The 18,487-nt window shown below is 41.3% G+C and carries 22 protein-coding genes; 17 read left to right on the plus strand and 5 right to left on the minus strand.

The window, feature by feature from the left end; translation table 11 throughout:
* The first annotated feature begins 9 nt into the window (after positions 1-9).
* The 17 genes from gldC to yidD all read left to right on the plus strand — a co-directional run bounded on the left by gldC (position 10) and on the right by yidD (position 15,195).
* Positions 10-354, plus strand: a complete 345-nt coding sequence (gene gldC, locus ACH3Z1_RS05740; RefSeq protein WP_490820908.1) for a gliding motility protein GldC — start codon at positions 10-12, stop codon at positions 352-354.
* An 11-nt stretch (positions 355-365) separates the two neighbouring features.
* On the plus strand, positions 366-821 hold the full coding sequence (locus ACH3Z1_RS05745; RefSeq protein WP_490820909.1) for a GatB/YqeY domain-containing protein: 456 nt from the start codon (positions 366-368) through the stop codon (positions 819-821).
* 72 nt (positions 822-893) lie between these two features.
* Complete coding sequence (locus ACH3Z1_RS05750) at positions 894-1,439, plus strand: CvpA family protein (protein WP_490820910.1); 546 nt, start codon at positions 894-896, stop codon at positions 1,437-1,439.
* 155 nt (positions 1,440-1,594) lie between these two features.
* The gene (locus ACH3Z1_RS05755; RefSeq protein WP_490820911.1) at positions 1,595-2,368 is read left to right on the plus strand and encodes an alpha/beta fold hydrolase; all 774 of its coding nucleotides are present in this window, start codon (positions 1,595-1,597) and stop codon (positions 2,366-2,368) included.
* Positions 2,369-2,408: 40 nt separating this feature from the next.
* Positions 2,409-3,068 (plus strand): CBS domain-containing protein, encoded by a 660-nt coding sequence (locus ACH3Z1_RS05760; protein WP_490820912.1) that lies wholly within the window; start codon positions 2,409-2,411, stop codon positions 3,066-3,068.
* 114 nt (positions 3,069-3,182) lie between these two features.
* Positions 3,183-4,463, plus strand: coding sequence for a M24 family metallopeptidase (locus ACH3Z1_RS05765; protein WP_490820913.1), 1,281 nt, complete (start codon positions 3,183-3,185; stop codon positions 4,461-4,463).
* 141 nt (positions 4,464-4,604) lie between these two features.
* Positions 4,605-6,032 (plus strand): POTRA domain-containing protein, encoded by a 1,428-nt coding sequence (locus tag ACH3Z1_RS05770; protein WP_490820914.1) that lies wholly within the window; start codon positions 4,605-4,607, stop codon positions 6,030-6,032.
* Between the two features lie 72 nt (positions 6,033-6,104).
* Positions 6,105-6,983: an NAD kinase gene (locus ACH3Z1_RS05775; RefSeq protein WP_490820915.1), complete on the plus strand. Its 879-nt coding sequence runs from the start codon at positions 6,105-6,107 to the stop codon at positions 6,981-6,983.
* A 343-nt stretch (positions 6,984-7,326) separates the two neighbouring features.
* Positions 7,327-8,181: a type IX secretion system protein PorG gene (gene porG / locus ACH3Z1_RS05780; protein ID WP_490820916.1), complete on the plus strand. Its 855-nt coding sequence runs from the start codon at positions 7,327-7,329 to the stop codon at positions 8,179-8,181.
* Between the two features lie 108 nt (positions 8,182-8,289).
* Complete coding sequence (uppS, locus tag ACH3Z1_RS05785) at positions 8,290-9,054, plus strand: undecaprenyl pyrophosphate synthase (RefSeq protein WP_490820917.1); 765 nt, start codon at positions 8,290-8,292, stop codon at positions 9,052-9,054.
* Between the two features lie 181 nt (positions 9,055-9,235).
* Positions 9,236-11,950 carry a BamA/OMP85 family outer membrane protein gene (locus tag ACH3Z1_RS05790; protein WP_490821237.1) on the plus strand — a complete coding sequence of 905 codons (2,715 nt, stop codon included), beginning with the start codon at positions 9,236-9,238 and terminating at the stop codon, positions 11,948-11,950.
* A gap of 23 nt (positions 11,951-11,973) precedes the next feature.
* Positions 11,974-12,489, plus strand: coding sequence for an OmpH/Skp family outer membrane protein (locus ACH3Z1_RS05795; protein ID WP_490820918.1), 516 nt, complete (start codon positions 11,974-11,976; stop codon positions 12,487-12,489).
* 42 nt (positions 12,490-12,531) lie between these two features.
* Positions 12,532-13,149: an OmpH/Skp family outer membrane protein gene (locus tag ACH3Z1_RS05800; protein WP_490820919.1), complete on the plus strand. Its 618-nt coding sequence runs from the start codon at positions 12,532-12,534 to the stop codon at positions 13,147-13,149.
* 156 nt (positions 13,150-13,305) lie between these two features.
* Positions 13,306-14,136, plus strand: coding sequence for a glutamate racemase (murI, locus tag ACH3Z1_RS05805; protein ID WP_490820920.1), 831 nt, complete (start codon positions 13,306-13,308; stop codon positions 14,134-14,136).
* Positions 14,137-14,299: 163 nt separating this feature from the next.
* The gene (gene rpmH, locus ACH3Z1_RS05810; RefSeq protein ID WP_161835648.1) at positions 14,300-14,455 is read left to right on the plus strand and encodes a 50S ribosomal protein L34; all 156 of its coding nucleotides are present in this window, start codon (positions 14,300-14,302) and stop codon (positions 14,453-14,455) included.
* Positions 14,456-14,549: 94 nt separating this feature from the next.
* Positions 14,550-14,942: a ribonuclease P protein component gene (rnpA, locus tag ACH3Z1_RS05815; RefSeq protein WP_490820921.1), complete on the plus strand. Its 393-nt coding sequence runs from the start codon at positions 14,550-14,552 to the stop codon at positions 14,940-14,942.
* Between the two features lie 22 nt (positions 14,943-14,964).
* Positions 14,965-15,195: a membrane protein insertion efficiency factor YidD gene (gene yidD, locus ACH3Z1_RS05820; RefSeq protein ID WP_490820922.1), complete on the plus strand. Its 231-nt coding sequence runs from the start codon at positions 14,965-14,967 to the stop codon at positions 15,193-15,195.
* Positions 15,196-15,258: 63 nt separating this feature from the next.
* Here yidD and ACH3Z1_RS05825 read toward each other — a convergent pair whose 3' ends face one another.
* From ACH3Z1_RS05825 to ACH3Z1_RS05845, 5 genes are all read right to left on the minus strand, one after another.
* Positions 15,259-15,864: a hypothetical protein gene (locus tag ACH3Z1_RS05825; protein ID WP_490820923.1), complete on the minus strand. Its 606-nt coding sequence runs from the start codon at positions 15,862-15,864 to the stop codon at positions 15,259-15,261.
* Between the two features lie 111 nt (positions 15,865-15,975).
* Positions 15,976-16,575 carry a superoxide dismutase gene (locus ACH3Z1_RS05830; protein WP_490820924.1) on the minus strand — a complete coding sequence of 200 codons (600 nt, stop codon included), beginning with the start codon at positions 16,573-16,575 and terminating at the stop codon, positions 15,976-15,978.
* 184 nt (positions 16,576-16,759) lie between these two features.
* The gene (locus tag ACH3Z1_RS05835) at positions 16,760-17,209 is read right to left on the minus strand and encodes a nucleoside deaminase (RefSeq protein ID WP_490820925.1); all 450 of its coding nucleotides are present in this window, start codon (positions 17,207-17,209) and stop codon (positions 16,760-16,762) included.
* Between the two features lie 89 nt (positions 17,210-17,298).
* Positions 17,299-17,904 carry a YdeI/OmpD-associated family protein gene (locus tag ACH3Z1_RS05840; protein WP_490820926.1) on the minus strand — a complete coding sequence of 202 codons (606 nt, stop codon included), beginning with the start codon at positions 17,902-17,904 and terminating at the stop codon, positions 17,299-17,301.
* Positions 17,905-18,019: 115 nt separating this feature from the next.
* A complete protein-coding gene (locus ACH3Z1_RS05845; protein ID WP_490820927.1) occupies positions 18,020-18,448 on the minus strand; it encodes a hypothetical protein in 429 nt (142 codons plus the stop codon).
* Positions 18,449-18,487 lie beyond the last annotated feature (39 nt).

The raw sequence follows: 18,487 nt of genomic DNA on the forward strand, positions 1-18,487 counted from the left end.
TTGAGAATTATGCACCAGTCAACAATAAGCATCGACGTACATTTAGATGAGCATAAAGTGCCACAGAATATTGAGTGGAAGGCCACAGACAGTACTGCCGACATGGCACAACAGGCCAGGGCTATGATGGTGGCTTTTTGGGATGCAGCCGATAAATCGGCCCTGCGTATCGACCTCTGGACCAAGGACATGATGGTAGATGAAATGGCAGATTTCTATTACCAGACCCTGATGGGTATGGCAGATACTTATATGCGTGCCACCCAGCAAACAGAGTTGGTAGAGGATATGAAAAAATTTGCCAAAGACTTTTACAAAAAATTCCGTGATAGCCAGCTAAAAGAAAATCAATAAAACTTACCGATATGAGCTTAGAAGAAAAAGTAATGGCGGGTATGAAAGAAGCCATGAAGTCGAAAGATGAAGCATTATTGCGCGGTCTTCGTGCCATCAAAGCAGAAATCATCAAAGCCAAAACAGAACCTGGCGCCAATGGACAGATTTCGGAAGATGGTGAACTGAAGCTTCTGCAGAAACTGGTGAAACAAAGAAAAGATTCACTCGAAATATTCCAGCAGCAAAACCGTACTGATCTGGCACAGAAAGAACAGGAAGAAATTGCTGTCATCGAAAAATTTCTGCCTAAACAATTAGATGCAGCAGAACTCAAAAAGATGGTGGCTGAAATTATTGCTACTGTTGGTGCTACAGGCCCACAGGATATGGGCAAAGTAATGGGTACAGCCAGTAAGCAACTCGCCGGACAAGCCGATGGAAAAGCTATTTCGGCGGTGGTAAAGGAATTATTAGCAGGGAGCTAAAACCTGAATGGTGAATGGTCAATAATGAAATATATTCTCCATTGACCATTCACCATTCCTCATTGACATACTATGCTTATCGACATCCTCTTCATCATCTGTATGGTTATCGCTCTTTTCAAGGGTTACCGTAATGGATTAATTGTGGCGGTGTTTTCATTGCTGGCCATTATTGTTGGATTGGCTGCTGCCATGAAATTGTCGGTATATGTAGCGAAGCAGTTGGGTGAACATACATCGGTATCGCAATCATGGTTGCCTTTTATATCGTTTGCGTTGGTAATGATTGCAGTAGTGATATTGGTAAGGCTGGGTGCAAGTGCCTTGCAAAAAATGGCAGAACTGGTGATGTTGGGGTGGTTGAATAAACTGGCAGGCATTGTATTATATGCAGTATTGTATATGCTTGTTTTAAGTGTATTGTTGTTTTTTGCTGAAAAACTCCATCTGATCGATCAAAATAGCATTGCTACATCCAAAATATATGGCTTTATACAGCCCTGGGGACCCAAAACAATTGATGGAATCGGTAAACTTATTCCTTTATTTAGCGATATGTTCGAAAGCCTGACCGGCTTTTTTGAAAGTGTAGGCAAGACACAGAATGCGGCACATTGATATCTGCAAGTATTTAAACATTCGTTTTTGCCGTTAAATCAGTATTTTAGCGAAGAAGGAAAACAATCTGACACCCTGTTTAAACGTTACTGTATTTGTAAATGGTTTTTCTTTTATTTGTACCGGTCATATTGCTTGCATAAGAAACTAACCTAATGAATTACGAGATTAAACATCAGGATAAATTTAAGTTCATCGAAGAGGGAGAAGGAGAGCCTTTGTTATTGCTGCATGGGTTATTCGGGGCACTGAGTAATTTCAGGGATCTGATTGAACATTTCAGACACAGATACAAAGTAGTGGTACCCATGTTACCACTGTTTGACCTCGATATTTTTCACACTTCAGTTGGTGGATTGGAAAAACACGTACAGAAATTTATTGAAGCACGTGGTTATACAGGTATTCATTTACTGGGAAATTCATTGGGGGGTCATGTGGCACTGGTACATATTCTAAAGCATCCCGAAAAGATCAAATCATTAATTCTTACCGGAAGCAGTGGTTTGTTTGAGAATGGTATGGGTGATAGTTATCCCAAACGTGGTGACTATGAATACATCAAAAAGAAAACACAGCTTACTTTTTATGATCCCAATACCGCTACCAAAGAACTGGTAGATGAAGTGTTTGAAATTACCAACAACCGTATTAAAGTCATTAAAATTATTGCACTGGCAAAAAGTGCCATTCGAAATAACCTGGGAGAAGAACTGAACCAGATTAAACAACCCACTTTACTCATCTGGGGTAATAATGATACCATTACACCACCATTTGTGGGTAAGGAATTCAATCGGTTAATTCCTAACAGCGAATTACATTTTGTAGATAAATGTGGTCATGCGCCCATGATGGAAGTACCACATGAGTTTAACGAGATACTGGATGGTTTTTTGAATAAATTAAGTGTTGCCCCGCAACCTTAGTAAGCATTGAAGCGTATATTTAGTAAGAGGAGGATTTGTTATGCTAGCATCGCAGTTGATCAACACTGGTTTCCCTGCCGTTAATCTTTTTGATAAGGTTTCTTTTGCCCTCCAGTTAATGGAAGATTACGACCTGCTACACCTGCCTGTACTCAGCGAAGAAAAATTTGCCGGCGTTGTTGAAAAAGATGACCTGCTTGATGCCGATGAAGACAGCCTGCTGGCATCGCTTGAACAAGCGCTCAAAAAAATCTTTGTAAAAGGGGAAGAACATTTTCTTGTAGCTGTAAAACAAGTGGCAGAAAATGAGTTAACCATGTTACCCGTTATCAATGAACACCAGGAGTTACAGGGTATTATTCCTGCTAAATCTTTATTTACGCTTGTATCGCATTTTTTAGGGAATGATGAAAAAGGTGGTGTGATCGTACTTGAAACAGATAAAAGACATTTTTCTTTTGGCGAAATCAGCCGGCTGGTAGAAACCAATGATGCTTATATTACCCAGTTAAACACTTACCCGGAAAGCGATACAGGTCTGGTTATTGTAACCATCAAGATCAATAAAATTGAAGTGTCAGATATTGTAGCCACTTTCCAGCGTTACGATTATATTGTACGGTACTATTTTGGTGAAGAACAGTACGCCAATGAATTAAAGGAAAATTACAATCATTTGCTGTCCTATCTGAACATGTAAATTCACCAGCCTTACATCTCTTTTCATTAGGGTAAGATTTAATAATCTTCGATCAATATCCTGCACAAAGTATTACTTATCTTCTGCTAACTTGATTTCTCCAATCACCTTATTATGAAAAGAAGAGCTTTTATCAACCTGTCTGTTGTCACAGCCGGTACAGGGGCTGTAGTCGGTTTAAATGCCTGTTCAACAGCATCATCCGGCAATGAAGATCCAGCTAAGCTGTTGGATAACTTGTTGCCCATGACTAAGGATGTGCAGCCCATCACATTGGAGGAGCGACAGTCGAGGATAAAAAAAGCACAGCAGCTACTCGTAGAAAATAATATGAAGGCCTTGATACTTGATGCGGGCACAGCCATGGTTTATTTTACTGGTATCCGTTGGGGTAGAAGCGAAAGAACAATGGTAGCAGTTATTCCGGCAGCCGGAGAAGTGTTTTATATATGTCCCGGCTTTGAAGAGAACCGTTTGCGCGAACTCATTAGAATTGGCAAACAGGTTCACGCATGGCAGGAAGATGAAAGCCCCTATCAGTTAATCATACAATCACTAGGATCAGCAGGCATTACAGGCGGCGCATTGGCAGTGGAAGAATCAATTCGCTTTTTTATCATGGATGGAATTCGTAAACTGGCACCCCAGTTCAGTTTTGTGAGTGGAGATCCTGTTACAATTCCATGCAGGATCATTAAATCGCCTGCTGAAATTGCGCTGATGCAGAAAGCAACAGATATAACCATTGCGGCCATGAAAATTGGTATCAGTAGTTTACGTGAAGGCATGTCGCCCAAAGAATTTTCAGAGATCGTTACGGAAGCACAAAACAAATTTGGCGGCAGCAGCGATTTCGCCATGGTGAATTTTGCGGAAGCTTCCGCTTTTCCGCATGGCAGTACACAACCGCAAAAACTGAAAAAAGGAGATATAGTATTGATGGATTGTGGCTGCAGAGTAGAAGGTTATTCGTCCGATATCAGCAGAACCATTGTATTCGGAGCAGCACCCACCCCTCGCCAGCAGGAAATATGGAATCTGGAGAAAGCTGCACAAACTGCAGGGTATAAAGCTGCGCAGATTGGTGTGCCTTGTGAAAAGGTAGATGCTGCAGCACGTAAAGTAATTACAGATGCCGGTTTTGGACCCGGTTACCAGTTACCGGGTTTGCCACACCGCACCGGACATGGTATCGGTATGGATGGACATGAATGGGGTAATATGGTAAAAGGAAATCAATTGTTGTTACAGGCAGGCATGTGTTTTAGTATAGAGCCGAATATTTCAATTGTTGGTGAATTCGGGGTACGTCATGAAGACTGCGTATACATGACAGAAAGCGGCCCTACATGGTTCTCTCAGCCGGCGCCCTCCATTGACCAGCCATTTGTATAACCGAGGAATAAAAGACCCTTACTCTCACAGCCCAAGGCTCACAGCTCATAGCTATACCTATAATGAACATAATTTTAAACAAACTCTAAGAAGTGATTCCCCTATTTTTACAAATTCTGATTGTAACAACCGGGGAAGCGCATGAGGTTATTTTTCTTTTATTGCTTATTACTACTATCCGGTTCGCTATTGGCGCAGGATCAGGATTCTGCAGTTTCAACTGAAAAAAGTCTTTCAGAACTGGTTGCCTCAAAAAGTATCTATCAACTGGTTGGAGACGTGAAAGTGAATGGTAATAAAAAAACCAAAGAATACATCATACTGCGGGAAGTGCCCTTTAAAAAAGGTGACAGGCTTTCTGCCGGCGACTTGGAAAAAATATTGACACTGGCCAAACAGCAGGTAATGAATACCCTGCTTTTTGTAGATGTAAATGTTTATGTGGCTGCCAAAAAAGGAAATGTGCTGGTGATTAATGTGGATGTAAAAGAACGTTGGTATTTTTTCCCGCTTCCATATTTCAGACTGGTAGACCGGAATTTTAACCAGTGGTGGGTAGAACAGAAGCGCAGTCTTGACCGGGTAAATTATGGATTGAAGTTTATACAAAATAATGTGAGCGGACGAAATGATAACTTGGATATCTGGTTCATCAATGGATATACACAGCAGTTTACAGTTAGGTATGACAGACCTTTCTTCGATAAAAAACTGAAACAGGGGTTCAATATTGGTTTCATACGTGCCACACAGAAAGAGCTGAATTATGCAACAGGAGATAATAAACAGTTATTTAGCCGGCAGGATTATATCGTGAGAAAATTTACCCGGGCAGATTTTACCTACTCCTATCGCCCCGATGTTCGTAACAGGCATTATCTGCGGATCGCATATAACAATGAGCAGTTGGCAGATACCATTCTGAAACTCAATCCCGGTTATTTCCCCGGAGGTACTTCACGGTTTGAATATGTAGATTTTAATTACCAGTACAAGTACTACAATGTTGATTATATTCCATACCCTTCAAAAGGCTTCCAACTGGAAGCCAGTTTGTATAAGCGGGGGATTAATAAAAACACCAATTTGTGGCTTACCAGTGCAAGAGCAGTATATGCAAAGCCTCTTTCAAAAAATAGTTTTTTGCATATGGAAGGGCTTGGTATTTTAAAATTACCTTTTAATAATGTTTATTTTAATCAGCGATTGATTGGTTATGGTTTTAACCAGATGCGGGGGCTGGAATATAATGTAGTTGATGGTGTAGCAGCAGGTATAATAAAAACCAGCATACACAAAAAAATATTCGGGTTTATTCTCCGTAACCCATTCCCCAGTAAAACACATGATAAAATTCCCATCCGGTTCTTTTTAAAAGCATATGGCGACCTGGGTTATGGGTATCACACGAATCCACTTCCGTCCAATACGCTGAACAATAAACTCTTGCGTACCTGGGGACTTGGGCTTGATATTGTTTCCATTTATGACTTTGTGTTTAAAATTGAATACAGCTTTAATCAACTGGGCCGCAATGGCTTATATTTACAGAGCAGGAACGATTTTTAAAACTGGTATAGCGGGCTTATCATGCGCGTGTGAAAAGAGGATGAGATATGCTTCAGTTTAAATGAATAAGACATGAAAATTGCCATTTATAGCCGCGGGCTTGATGCCGATATGGGCAATCCTTTATTGGTATTGCTGGAAGAACTCGCACGTTATGAAACCCAGGTATATATTTATCAGCCCTTGATTGCAGCCATGCAGGTGCCTTTGCCCCAGGCCGAAAAAATGATACCTTTTTATAGTTCGGCTGATTTGAATGATGAAATAGACTGCCTGATTAGCCTTGGAGGTGACGGCACCATACTCGATGCAGTTACACTGGTTCGTGATACCGGCATCCCTATCTTGGGTATTAATTTTGGCAGGCTGGGTTTCCTGGCCAGCATCAGTCCGGAAGAACTGGGCAGTGCTGTTGATGCATTAATCAACCGGACTTTTGTTGTAGATAAAAGAACCCTTATTCATCTCGATTCCAACCAGCCACTATTTGGCGATGCGCCATTTGCACTGAATGAATTTGCCATTCATAAACGGGATATTTCACCCATGATTAAAATTCATACTTACCTGAATGGCGAATTCCTGAACAGTTATTGGGCCGATGGCCTGATCGTTTCTACGCCAACCGGTTCCAGTGGATATAATCTGAGTTGTAACGGCCCCATCCTTTTTCCTGAATCGGCCAGTTTTGTAATTACGCCTGTGGCACCTCATAACCTGAATGTTCGACCCATTATTGTACCTGATAATAACGTGATCTCCTTTGAAGTAGAAGGAAGGGCCGATCAGTTTATCTGCGCCCTTGATGCAAGAAGAGAAATAGTTGATAAAACAGTACAATTAGCGGTGCGAAGGGAAAAATTCACGGTAAACCTGGTAAGACTGAATGAAAACAGTTTTCTGTCTACATTACGCAGTAAACTTACCTGGGGACTAGATAAAAGAAACTGATAGCCGGAGGAAGGTTTAAAAGCGCTGAGCCTTGTGCTACGAGCTGCGAGTCGATTTGTGAATACTAAACTATTCGCTGATCTACCTCCTAAACCTTATAAACAAACTTATGGCTCAGCGCTCACGACTATCAGCCAAATTTACTGTTCAGGTTCAGGCATCATTAACTGTGGTTTATCGATCTTTACAGTAAGAAGAAGGGATATTTTAAGAATTCTGAGTCGATTTCGGTGATTTGGCCGGCTCTTTGTAGTAATATCTTTCATTGAAATAGAGAGAAATTAACTTTTATAGTAACATTTTTTGATGCTATTTTACAGGGATGTAAGCACCCGATAGTTCTATGTTTAAAAAAGCAATTGTTACCGCAGCATTATTCCTGGGTTTGCATGAAGCAAATGCACAGCTTATGGAAAGCTTTGTTCACCAGGGTGAAATAGGTATTTCTGTGGGGGCCGCTCATTATTTTGGTGACCTCAATCCCAATATCAAAGTAAACCGCCCTAAGATAGCCGCAGGATTGTTTTTTCGTAAACAGATCAGCAACTATATTGGTGTAAGGGTATCGGCTGATTATGCCATGCTGGGGTATTCGGATGTATATAGCGACAATGCATCGCAACGCAGACGTAACCTGAGTTTCAACAGCAATGTATGGGAACTTTCGGTTGCCGGTGATTTCAATTTCTTTCGTTTTCAGCCTGGTTTTAAAGGGTATCATTATACACCCTACGTAGGGATTGGTTTGGGCGTTTTCTCACACGACCCCTATGCTTATCTGAATGGAGAAAAAGTACAGCTTCGTCCATTAGGCACAGAGGGGCAGGGCAGTTCCCTGTATCCTGACTTAAAGCCATACAATCCTATTGCTATCAGTATTCCTTTTACTGTAGGCTTTAAATATGCGCTCAATGAGCAGATGAATGTATTTGGTGAGCTGACTTATCGCTTTACCAATACCGATTACCTCGACGATGTAAGCGGCTTATATGCACCGGACGCTTTCCCTCCCTTACCGGACGGATCTCCCTCACCTGCCTTCCTGCTACAAGACAGAAGTTATGAAACAGGCAGTTCTATTGGTATCAAAGGCCGTCAGCGGGGCAATAGCCCTCAAAAAGACGCTTTTGCCACTTTTAAAGTAGGGGTATCTTTCAGCCTGCAATCGTATAAATGTCCTACTGCTACCACCCGTTAAACATTTTTTAGGCTGTAAAAGGGGGAAAGGGCTATATTTCCACCAATTAAATCCCTCCAACCCGTTGATTTTGTTAATTTCGCAGCCTTAATACCGTCCGGAACGACCATGGAGTCAGCACTGATTGCACAAATTGATAAAGACCGCCTGCCCAAACATATTGCCATTATCATGGATGGTAATGGCCGTTGGGCAGAAGAAAAAGGCCAGGAAAGGTTATACGGCCATTTTCATGGCGTAGAAAGTGTACGTAATATCGTAGAAGGCTGTGCCGAACTGGGTATCGGTTATCTCACACTTTATGCTTTCAGCACCGAAAACTGGGACCGCCCCGTGCAGGAAGTGGAAGGACTGATGGCACTGCTGGTAGATACCATCCGCAAGGAAGTACCTACTTTAAACAAGAACAATATTCGCTTACATGTGATCGGCGATATGCAGATGTTGCCTGAATTTGCCCGTAATGAACTGAATGAGGCGTTAGAGATGACATCAACCAATACCGGACTGAACCTTGTGATGGCATTGAGTTACAGCAGCCGCTGGGAGTTGGTGAATGCCGTAAAACAGATAGGAATAGATGTGAAAGCCGGAAAGATTGATCCCGAAACTATTAACCAGGATACCCTGCAGCAATACCTGTCGACCAGTCAGTTACCCGACCCTGAACTGATGATACGTACCAGTGGGGAATACAGAATCAGTAATTTTCTTTTATATCAACTGGCATATGCCGAACTCTATTTTACCAATACACGCTGGCCTGATTTCAGAAAAGAGCATTTATATGAGGCCATTCTCGATTTCCAGATGAGGGAACGCAGGTTTGGAAAAACAGGTCAGCAGGTACAGAATGAAACCACAGTGGCATGATAAAAGTCTTAAATCCCTTCTAATACTAAAATAAGGTGGTTGATTTAACAAAGACTTTTAATAATTCCCGTTAATTTGCCCCGCTTAGATAACCCAAAACCATTGCAGAGACTGCTGTAACAAGAGACCAGCCAGTTGAAGAACAAACAGAATCCGGATGCAGAAAGTGTACAAATTTTTCGTGTTGGCTTTAGTATCATCACTGGTAAGTAACCTTGCTTATTCACAAACGACTAGTAAGGATACCGTTATCACATCTGTGGATGCAGAGCTCCTCAATATTTTTAACCAGCGAACACCCAAAAAATACAAAGTATCGGCTGTAAAGGTTACAGGAAATAAGTTCTTCGATGAGAACCTTCTGATCTCTATTGCTAATATTAATGTAGGGGATGAAATTACTATTCCGGGTGGTGATGCGTTTTCAAAAGCCATTACTAAACTTTGGAATGAAAAATATTTTAGTGATGTAGAGATTTTCATCACCAAACTGGTTGACAAAGAAATTGAAATTGAAATAGCCGTAACAGAACGCCCGAGGTTATCAAACTTTGTTTTTAAAGGGGTGCGTAAAGGAGAATCTGAAGACCTTACAGGAAAAACCGGTCTTGTACGTAATCGAGTGATCACAGAAAACATGAAAATTTCTGCGATTGAAGCCATCAAAAAATTCTACGGTGAAAAAGGATATCAAAATGCATCTGTAAGAATTGATGAAAGAGTTGATACTACTTTTGACAATACATTGATTCTTGAATTTGTGGTGAATAAAGGTGCTAAAGTAAAAATCAATAATATCAACTTTGGAGGTAATACAGTAGAAGCTACAAAACTGAAAAAACAGCTAAAGGGCACCAAAGAGAAATCAAGGTTAACACTTAATCCGACTTTTGATAGTGGTCAGATTGTAACCGTAAAACGCTACGGTTTTGAACAATACCTGAAAGAAAGAGGATTCCTTACACTCAGCAAAACCAAAAAAGTACTCGATCCATATGCACGTTTTAAATTGTCATCTGCAAAATTCGATCGGGTAAAATTCAGTGAAGACAAAGAAAGTCTTCTGTCTTATTATAACTCTCTGGGTTATCGTGATGCGGTAATTGAAAAAGATACTGTTTACTTTAATAAAGCCGGAAACCTGAATATCGATCTGAAAGTAAACGAAGGCCGTCGTTACTATTTTGGTAATATTAGCTGGAGAGGTAATACCAAATATTCTGATTCTATCCTTACTGCTATATTGGGTATCCGGAAAGGGGATATTTATAACCTCGATGTACTCAATAAAAAATTAGGGAAATCGGCTTCACCGGATGGAGGCGATATCAGTGGCATCTACCAGGATGATGGTTATCTGTTTTTCCGAACGGATCCTGTAGAAACGGCGGTGTACAATGATACCATCGATTTTGAAATCAGGATTATTGAAGGTCCGCAGGCCACTATTAAAAATATCCGCATCAGCGGTAACGACAGAACAAAGGAACACGTAATACGTCGTGAACTGAGAACCATTCCGGGTGAAAAATTCAGTCGTACCGACCTGATACGTTCACAGCGTGAGATAGCTCAGTTGAACTATTTCAACCAGGAAAAAATCGGTATCAACCCTATTCCCAATCCGGAAGATGGAACAGTAGATATTAACTACAGTGTGGAAGAAAAATCAAGTGACCAGTTAGAACTGAGTGCAGGGTGGGGTGGTATGATTGGTCTGACCGGAACATTGGGTGTGTCATTCAATAACTTCTCCATCAGAAATATCTGGAAAAAATCTGCATGGGATCCATTGCCAATGGGGGATGGGCAAAAACTGAGTTTACGTGTGCAGAGTAATGGTAAAGCATTCCGGTCGTATAACTTCTCGTTCACCGAACCCTGGTTAGGTGGTAAGAAAAGAAATGCACTTACTTTCAGTATTTATAATACCCGTTTCGGACAAACATTTGATCCAAACACAGGTCTGTTCGATCCTAGCTATTCAAACAAAAGTTTTATATCTACTACCGGAGCTACCGTAAGTCTGGCCAAACAATTAAAATGGCCGGATGACTTTTTCTCCCTGTCACTGGGTTTAAACTTTACCAGGTATAAACTGAGTAATTATGCCATCGATCCTATTAACCTGCCCGGGTTTGACAATGGTAATGTACACAACTTCAACTTCAGGATAGCATTACAGCGTTCATCTGTAGATCAGCCATTGTTCCCACGTTCGGGTTCCAACTTTATGCTGAGTCTTGCGATTACACCACCTTACTCGCTGATCAATAAAAATATAGTTACTGCCACCAATCCCTATCGTTGGGTAGAATACCATAAATGGCGTTTTAATGGGGAATGGTTTGTTCCGTTGGGTCGACCACATGGTGAAGACAGGAATAAACAATTTGTATTGCGGGCATCGGCAAAATTTGGTTTCCTGGGTAAGTTTAATAAGAACCTGCAGATTTCACCATTTGAACGTTTTCAGGTCGGTGATGCGGGCTTGAGTAACCAGTTTGCATTATTGGGTTATGATATCATTGCACACCGTGGTTATCCTGTTTATGATAACTCAAACCCTAAAGTGAACCCCGATCAGCAGAGTGCCAGGCAATATTTTACAATTTTTAACAAATACACCATGGAGCTCAGGTATCCATTGAGCCTGAATCCAAGCAGTACCATTTATGGGCTTGCATTCTATGAGGCTGCGAATGGCTGGTTCAATATCAAAGATTATAATCCATTCAAGCTCCGCAGGTCTGTTGGACTGGGTATGCGCTTCTTCCTGCCTATGTTTGGACTACTCGGATTTGATTATGGCATAGGATTGGATAGGTTTTCACCAAATGGTTCAATGAAAGATGCAGCAAGGTTTACCTTTATGCTGGGCTTTGAACCTGAATAAACCTGAACCCTAAAAAAAAGTTTATGAAAAAAACCTTACTCATTGCACTGGTATTGGTATGTACGGCCTTCGGAACACAAGCACAACAGCGTTATGCCATCATCGACACAAAGTATATCCTGGAACGTATTCCGGAATATCGTGATGCCGATAAAAAACTACAGCAGGTAGGTGAGCAATGGCAAAAAGAAATTGATGATAAACAGGTGCAGCTCGATAAAATGTATAAGAACTATGAAGCTGAACAGTTTATGCTGACTGAAGCATTGAGAAAGAAACGGGAAGATGAACTTTTTGTTAGGGAAAAGGAGATCCGCGACCTTCAGAAAAAACGTTTTGGCTATGAGGGCGACCTTTTTAAAGAGCGCCAGCGTCTTATAAAGCCGGTACAAGACAGGGTGTACAATGCTGTTCAGAAAATGGCCCTGGCCCGTTCTTACGATTTTGTACTCGATAAAAGTGAAGGAATTACCGTTATATTTGCCGACCCCAAACTGGATAAAAGCGATGATATCCTGAAAGAACTGGGGATTAAATAAAGAACAAGAACTAAAACCAAATTTTCACAAACCCTCTCTACAATGAAGAAATTATTACTTGTGTGTGTGACTGTAGCGGCCAGCTTACTGTTCTCCAACAATGCTCAATCTCAGGTTAAGATCGGTTATTTCGATGAGCAAACCCTGTTGAGTCTTTTTCCCGGTATCGAAAAGGTTGATACGCTGATGAATTCTTACGTAAGAGATTCATTGAATGTAGAATACCAATATTCTGTGGTTGAATACCAGCGCAGAGACAGTCTCTTCAAAAAAGATTCTGCCACCATGCCTGCTAAAGCAAGGGAAATGGCCATCAGCGAGCTGAACAAATTATATTATAAGATTGCTAACTGGCAGCAATATTCCCAGGAAATGCAGCAGGATAAAATGGATCGTTTGTTGATGCCTTATCGCCAGCAGATGATGGCTGCCTTACAACAGGTTGTTGCAGAAAACAAATACACACTTGTTTTAAAAGCAGAAGCGATCTCGCCATATGTTGATCCAACCCTGAGCATCCTCGATAACCTGACCATCCGTACGGCAATCAAGCTTAAAATGGAATTGCCACAGCAATGGATAGATGCCTGGAAAGCAGCAGGAGGTACAATACCTGGTACGGGAACAAAACCCGCAACACCAGCACCTAAAAAGAATTAATTCGGCAACACAGAAAATGATATACAAGTCCCGCTAACTAGCGGGACTTTTTTGTTATGATACGGATAAATAAAACCAGAAAAATGCATTAAATGAAACTAAAAACCGAAAGCAGAACTTGAAAAACCCACGCAATAGATGCATTAACTTTGGTGAATGATAACAACAAAACCCATCGGGGTTTTTGACAGCGGTTATGGCGGACTTACGGTTTTAAAAGAAATTGTAAAGACATTGCCTCAATACGATTATCTCTATCTCGGAGATAATGCGCGTGCACCCTATGGGCCACGTTCCTTTGATACAGTTTACCAATACACCCTGCAGTGCGTAAAATGGTTTTTTGAACAAGGCTGCGAGCTGGTTATATTGGCCTGTAATACTGCATCTGCCAAAGCCCTGAGAACCATCCAGCAAAACGACCTTCCGGGTATTGATCCGAAAAAAAGGGTATTGGGTGTAATAAGACCTACCACTGAAGTAATTGGTGAGTATAGTAAAACCGGCTCGGTAGGAGTGTTAGGTACTGCAGGAACAGTATTGAGCGAAAGCTACCCCATCGAAATAGCCAAATTCTATCCTTCTCTTAAAGTATACCAGGAAGCATGTCCCATGTGGGTGCCATTGGTCGAAAACAACGAATACGATAAACCGGGAGCAGATTATTTTATCCGCCAGCACCTGCAGCAGTTGTTCAACCGTTCTGCAGACATCGATACGCTTTTGCTGGCCTGCACCCATTATCCGTTGCTGATGGATAAAATCAAAACATTTGCACCGGCAGGAACCACCATCTTATCGCAGGGAGACATTGTTGCCCGGAGTCTGAAAGATTACCTTGAACGACATCCAGCCATAGCAGATATGATCAGTCAACAGGGTCAACGCAGGTTTTATACCACGGATGCTGTGACAGATTTTGATAATCATGCCAGTATATTTTTTGGGGAACCGGTGTCTTCTGAACATGTAGAACTTTCCGTATAAGCCATTTTTATGCTGATAATCAATCATTTAAAAAATCAAAACGGTTTTTTTCGATATTTTTCGTTGCTTTTCCTTAGTTTTGCCGTCCTTTCACAGACAGCAGTATGGTGACTGCCGTAATGAAATGAAACAAGATTATTGGGTTAGCTAAAAAAACGTAATTATGAAACGTACATTTCAACCGCATAAACGCCGCCGTAAAACCGTTCACGGTTTCCGCAAGCGTATGCAAACTGCCAACGGTCGTAAAGTATTGGCCAGCCGCAGAGCGAAAGGTCGCAAGAAACTGACTGTTTCCAGCGAGAAAGGATTAAAATAAACCATTTCCACCTCGCCCGCCATTGGCGTAACGAGGATGAAGAAAAATATAAAGTCCCGCTTTACGCGGGACTTTTTTAGTTTAGTGTCTGTTCATGAAACCATTTAGTTACAACAAAAAGGAAAAGCTCAAAAGCAGAACACAACTTGAAGCCATTTTTGCTTCCGGAAAAAGTTTTTCGGTATTTCCTGTGAAGGTATTTTTTATAGAAACAGATGCTTCACAAAAAGAAAGTGTAAAAGCGGGTGTAGGTGTAAGTGCCAGACATTTCAAGAAAGCTGTTCAGCGAAACAGGATCAAAAGATTATTAAGAGAAGCTTACCGGTTAGAAAAACAAAACCTTTTCCAGCATCTTACGGAGCAGCAAAAACAGATAGCTGTTTTCTTTCTTTACATTGACAAAGAAATGCCGGCATTTGAGGTGATAAGAGAAAAAATGAAAGACTGTCTGGCAAAACTTCAAACCAAATTCCCACCTGCCATATAACACTACTCACTATTCAGTATACATGAAATTCCTGTTACAAATACTCAGCTTCCCATTCATACTGTTGATTCGTTTTTATCAATACGTGATTTCACCGGCGATGGGTCCCAAATGCAGGTTCACACCTACCTGTTCGGAGTATGCAGTAACAGCTTTACAAAAACATGGATTATTCAGGGGAGGATGGCTGGCCATCAAACGCATCAGTAAATGCAGACCAGGCGGCGGGCATGGATATGATCCGGTACCATGAGAAACAGAGGAATGTCGAATGTCCAATTAAGAAGTAGTTGGACATTCGACATTCCTCTGTTCCTTATTCTTCTGTTTTCTTCCCTCCCGTCATCCCTTCCAGTCTGTCAATGGTTTCGCGGATTTCTTTGATGCTGTAGAAACGATATACTTCAGGAGCTTTTCCGTTTTTACTTTCTGCAGAACGCATCTTATGAAATGGGCCTACAATGATGGCATCGAAATTATCGGTGATATGAGCCGCTGAATTGGGCAGGATATAAAAATTACGATTAGCCTTACCTACATTTTTATTGTTCACCAGATTGTGTAATGAATCGATCTTAAAGCGTAAGGCTTCCTGGGTAATTACCTGGTTGCTGAGTTGTGGGTCGGTGTAATTTACCTGGCTACCGATGATGGTATCGTTTTTTACATTCACGATATAGTAACCACTTTCGGTAAGCGTAACTTTTGCTTCACCTGAAGGCGTATTGAGTGTGAGCTCTACATTCTTTCCTGAAAAATTAACGGTTTTGTCTTCATGTCCTGTACCATCAGATGCTTTAATGGTTTTGGTATCGGTATTTACCTCAACAGAACCTTTACTAAATACCACCACTCTCTTCTGATCTGAAGAGCAGGATGCGAGCAGGAGAATAGTGGTTAAACAAGAGAGAATGAGTTTCATAAGTAAGGTTTATAAGTAAATATAAGCAACAAGCGACAAGCTGCAAGCTACAAGAAAGGATGTTTTCACTTGTGGCTTGCAGCTTGTCGCTTGTTGCTTATAGCTTGCGGTTTATGCGCCAAAACGTTCCGCTACTTTATTCCAGTTTACCACATTCCAGAAAGCGGCCAGGTAATCTGCACGGCGATTTTGGTATTTGAGGTAGTATGCATGTTCCCAAACATCGGCACCCAGTATTGGTGTTCCTTTTACATCGGCTACATCCATTAAAGGGTTATCCTGGTTAGGGGTGGAACTAACTTCCAGTTTGCCATCTTTTACAATCAACCAAGCCCAGCCACTACCGAAACGGGTCATGCCTGCATTGGCAAATTTTTCTTTGAATACATCAAAAGAACCAAAGGCGCTGTTAATGGCATCGGCCAATGCTCCGGTTGGAGCGCCACCTGCATTGGGTGCCAGGCTTTCCCAGAAAAATGTGTGGTTCCAGTGGCCGCCACCGTTGTTACGAACAGCCGGACTGATAGACCCTGCTGCAGCAACCAGTTGTTCGAGGTTTTTGCCTTCGTGTTCTGTTCCTGCAATGGCTTTGTTCAGGTTATCTACATAAGCCTGGTGGTGTTTACCATGGTGAATCTGCATGGTAGTAGTATCAATATGTGGTTCTAATGCATCATGTGCATAGGGTAAGGGTGCTAATGTAAATGCCATAAGTATATTTTTAAATGATTAAAGTGTAGTCAACAAATTTACTACGCTTCGGTTGAATGGAGATGAATTGTTTCTTAAATCGAAAGAAAGTACAGGGACGTAAGCTGCAAGCCGCAAGCTACAAGCTACAAGTTGAAATAACCCATTGCTTGAAGCTTGTAGCTTGCGGCTTGCAGCTTACCACTCAGCGTTTCTGCTGAAAAAAATTCTTCATCAGCCAGGCACATTCATCCTGTAAAATGCCGCTGATGATCTCTGTTTTGGGGTGAAAAGGAGATTGTTTTTCCCTGATATGTTTTCTGAAGCCATTCTTTTCATCACTTGCACCGAATACAATACAACCAATTTTGCCCCAGTATAAAGCGCCGCAACACATTAAACAGGGTTCAAGTGTTACATAAAGTGTGGCATCGGGCAGGTATTTGGCTCCTAGGCTACTGTAGGCAGAAGTTAGTGCAAGTATTTCTGCATGTGCAGTGGAATCGTTTAATAATTCAACCTGGTTATGTCCGCGGGAAATAATCTTATTATTCATCACCACAACAGCTCCTACAGGCACTTCATCTGCATCAAAAGCCAGTTGCGCTTCTTTCAATGCCTGTTGCATGTAATATTCGTGTGTTTCGGGGAGCATAGAAGTCAAAAATCAAAAAATGAGATAGAAAAATCAAAGATCAGCAAATCAAACATAAAATCCCACATCTGCGATCAGACATCTGCCATCTACCTGTATTTCCAGTTCCTGTCTTTTCCTTCTTCCAGCCATTCTAACATGCTGGCGATGCGTTTTGCCCGTGTGGGTTCTGTTTTGGCTTCGGTAATCCATTCCACATATTCTTTTTTATGCGAGTAAGGAAAGGCTTCGAAAACGCTTTTTGCTTTTTTATTTTTCTTCAGTGCGGTGGTAATATAAGCCGGAATATCCAGTGTTTTAGGATCAGCCTTGGGTTTGGATGGTAATTTGATGCCGGCTTCGTTGAGTGCCACGGCTTCTTTTATATAGGCCATCATGATTTTATCTGAAGGAAGATCTTTAATACTGGTAATCCGATCAAAATGACCCATGGCACCCCTGTCTTTTATCTGTAAAATTTTATTGGGATCCTTCATGATAGATGCTTTCCAAAAACCGAAAGCACAATGTTGTTTGAAAGATGCCATACTGCAAACCACACCCTTGTATTCAAAATGCGGGAAACTCCATTTCATGGTTTCAGTAATATCCGGGCAGGCTTTGTGAACCAGTTTGCGAATGTGCAGCAGTATGGGTCTGGCAAAAACCTCAGCTTTATTAATGTATGCATCTATGCGTGGATCGGTGGTGGGCATGGGCTAATGTAGAGAGAAAATATGAGACGTGAAAGGAGAGACATGAAAAGTGAAAAGAGAAAAGTGAAAAGGGCTTTTATTAAACCCTGCGCCGGATTTTAATCCGGTGGGGATGTTATAAATATTTACTGATCCATCTTCTGCAAGCGATAAAAGTGGTTTGACGCTCCTTGCTATGACCTAAGGTATCATGGTATTCCTGCATGGCTTTTTTAATCTGTGTTTTTGATCTGCCAGCAAAATTGATTCTGGAACTATTATCACCATCATACTTTACATGATCTTTGTGTACATGCCAGTCTTCTCCTGTACCTGCTTCATAGTTGATGCCTTTTTTCTGCACAACGCGGCGCGTCATTAATTGATAAGCATGTAATTGAGCCACTTGTGCACTACGATTGGCTAAGCCTTGCAACTTGTTTTGTTGTTTGGCTGTTTGTCGATTATCTGTAGCAGCTATGGCCTGGTTCTTTTTTTCAGACTCTTCCTGCGTAGATGCTGTTTTTGGTGTTTGAGCCCCTGATTTATTTGCATAAGCATTCATAAATCATTGTTTAACATGAATAAAATGTGAGATTCAGTT

It is taken from the genome of Sediminibacterium sp. FW305-C-49, assembly GCF_058231085.1.

Bases quoted from the DNA above. Each gene is read 5' to 3' on its own strand.
- gldC (WP_490820908.1), top strand. From the start codon at position 10: ATGCACCAGTCAACAATAAGCATCGACGTACATTTAGATGAGCATAAA.
- ACH3Z1_RS05770 (WP_490820914.1), top strand. From the start codon at position 4,605: ATGAGGTTATTTTTCTTTTATTGCTTATTACTACTATCCGGTTCGCTA.
- ACH3Z1_RS05845 (WP_490820927.1), bottom strand. From the start codon at position 18,448: ATGAATGCTTATGCAAATAAATCAGGGGCTCAAACACCAAAAACAGCA.
- uppS (WP_490820917.1), top strand. From the start codon at position 8,290: ATGGAGTCAGCACTGATTGCACAAATTGATAAAGACCGCCTGCCCAAA.
- ACH3Z1_RS05775 (WP_490820915.1), top strand. From the start codon at position 6,105: ATGAAAATTGCCATTTATAGCCGCGGGCTTGATGCCGATATGGGCAAT.
- ACH3Z1_RS05795 (WP_490820918.1), top strand. From the start codon at position 11,974: ATGAAAAAAACCTTACTCATTGCACTGGTATTGGTATGTACGGCCTTC.
- rnpA (WP_490820921.1), top strand. From the start codon at position 14,550: ATGAAACCATTTAGTTACAACAAAAAGGAAAAGCTCAAAAGCAGAACA.
- ACH3Z1_RS05825 (WP_490820923.1), bottom strand. From the start codon at position 15,864: ATGAAACTCATTCTCTCTTGTTTAACCACTATTCTCCTGCTCGCATCC.
- ACH3Z1_RS05765 (WP_490820913.1), top strand. From the start codon at position 3,183: ATGAAAAGAAGAGCTTTTATCAACCTGTCTGTTGTCACAGCCGGTACA.
- rpmH (WP_161835648.1), top strand. From the start codon at position 14,300: ATGAAACGTACATTTCAACCGCATAAACGCCGCCGTAAAACCGTTCAC.
- murI (WP_490820920.1), top strand. From the start codon at position 13,306: ATGATAACAACAAAACCCATCGGGGTTTTTGACAGCGGTTATGGCGGA.
- porG (WP_490820916.1), top strand. From the start codon at position 7,327: ATGTTTAAAAAAGCAATTGTTACCGCAGCATTATTCCTGGGTTTGCAT.
- ACH3Z1_RS05835 (WP_490820925.1), bottom strand. From the start codon at position 17,209: ATGCTCCCCGAAACACACGAATATTACATGCAACAGGCATTGAAAGAA.
- ACH3Z1_RS05800 (WP_490820919.1), top strand. From the start codon at position 12,532: ATGAAGAAATTATTACTTGTGTGTGTGACTGTAGCGGCCAGCTTACTG.
- ACH3Z1_RS05830 (WP_490820924.1), bottom strand. From the start codon at position 16,575: ATGGCATTTACATTAGCACCCTTACCCTATGCACATGATGCATTAGAA.
- yidD (WP_490820922.1), top strand. From the start codon at position 14,965: ATGAAATTCCTGTTACAAATACTCAGCTTCCCATTCATACTGTTGATT.
- ACH3Z1_RS05755 (WP_490820911.1), top strand. From the start codon at position 1,595: ATGAATTACGAGATTAAACATCAGGATAAATTTAAGTTCATCGAAGAG.
- ACH3Z1_RS05840 (WP_490820926.1), bottom strand. From the start codon at position 17,904: ATGCCCACCACCGATCCACGCATAGATGCATACATTAATAAAGCTGAG.
- ACH3Z1_RS05760 (WP_490820912.1), top strand. From the start codon at position 2,409: ATGCTAGCATCGCAGTTGATCAACACTGGTTTCCCTGCCGTTAATCTT.
- ACH3Z1_RS05745 (WP_490820909.1), top strand. From the start codon at position 366: ATGAGCTTAGAAGAAAAAGTAATGGCGGGTATGAAAGAAGCCATGAAG.
- ACH3Z1_RS05750 (WP_490820910.1), top strand. From the start codon at position 894: ATGCTTATCGACATCCTCTTCATCATCTGTATGGTTATCGCTCTTTTC.